This window comes from Nonomuraea sp. NPDC050790 (genome assembly GCF_044456745.1).
GTDB lineage: Bacteria > Actinomycetota > Actinomycetes > Streptosporangiales > Streptosporangiaceae > Nonomuraea.
This window is the reverse complement of the sequence record NZ_JBITGF010000028.1, coordinates 1-1,209: the sequence shown is the minus strand read 5'-3', so window position 1 is coordinate 1,209 and position 1,209 is coordinate 1. Positions and strand designations below refer to the sequence as shown.

The 1,209-nt window shown below is 66.8% G+C and carries 1 protein-coding gene; it reads right to left on the bottom strand.

The features are described from left to right. Positions 1 to 104: 104 nt before the first annotated feature. The gene (locus ACIBEJ_RS52160) at positions 105 to 992 is read right to left on the bottom strand and encodes an IS5 family transposase (protein ID WP_397190521.1); all 888 of its coding nucleotides are present in this window, start codon (positions 990 to 992) and stop codon (positions 105 to 107) included. Positions 993 to 1,209 lie beyond the last annotated feature (217 nt).

The following is a 1,209-nucleotide window of genomic DNA, read 5'->3' as shown; positions in this document are numbered from 1 at the left end:
GCCCAGTGAAGGTTTCCACCCACAAAGGATCAGCCCGTAACACCCCACCCATACACGCAGGATGCCCGCCCGGCTACGTTCTGCAACACCCTTTAAGGCGTGTTTCATAAGGCGCGGAGCCATTGGTTGATCGCGGCGATCGTCACAGTGGCCTCGAAACGGACGGCGAGTTTGTCGTAACGGGTGGCCATGCCGCGGTTGTGCTTGAGCTGGTTGATGCCGCACTCCACCGCGTGGCGCAGCCGGTACAGGGTGGGGTCGAAGCTTGCTGGCCGTCCGCCCTTCGACCCCTTGGCCCGCCGGTGGGCATCCTGGTCGGCCTTGCTGGGGATACAGGCCTTGATCCCGCGTCGGCGCAGGTGGTCGCGGTTGGCCTTGCTGGTGTAGGCCCGGTCGGCCAGCACACGATCGGGGCGGGTCCTGGGCCGGCCACCGCCGAGCCGGGCGACGCGGATCTTGTCCAGCACCGGGATGAACTGTGGGCTGTCGCCGCGATGCCCAGCGGTCACCACCAGAGCCAGTACCTTACGGCCCTGCTCACAGGCCAGATGGGTCTTGGTGCTCAGCCCACCGCGGGAGCGGCCCAGAGCGTGGTCGGCAGGTTCGACCTGCACGCCACCGGGCGATTGCTTCTGCATCGGTCCGTCTCGGCGAGCGCCGGCGGCGTGCTGGTGAGCGCGGCTGGTCGTGGAGTCCACACTCACCGACCAGCCGATCCTTCCGGCCGCGTCCGCCTGAGTCTGCAGGGCGGCCAGGATCTGTGCCCAGGTCCCGTCACGCTGCCAGCGGCGGAATCTGCCATACACCGTCGCCCAGGGAGCGTAGGCCTCGGGCACGTCCCGCCAGGCAGCCCCGGTCCGGATCCGCCACCGGATCCCGTCAATGAGTTGCCGCCTGCTCCATTTCGGCGGACGACCCCGACCTGAGCTGGCGGGTAACAGCGGCTGCAGCGCTGCCCACTGCCCGTCGGTCAGGTCGTGCCGCCTCGTCACCGCTACGCTGGCCACGAGGTCTCCGGTACTTGCTTCTTCTTGGTCGTTGAACCAACTACCGGAGGCCTCGTCGTTTAGCGATCACCGCCACGCCGCGAACCCCAAACCCTTTTGAAACACGCCCTAAAGGGTGTTGCAGAACGTAGCCGGGCGGGCATCCTGCGTGTATGGGTGGGGTGTTACGGGCTGATCCTTTGTGGGTGGAAACCTTCACTGG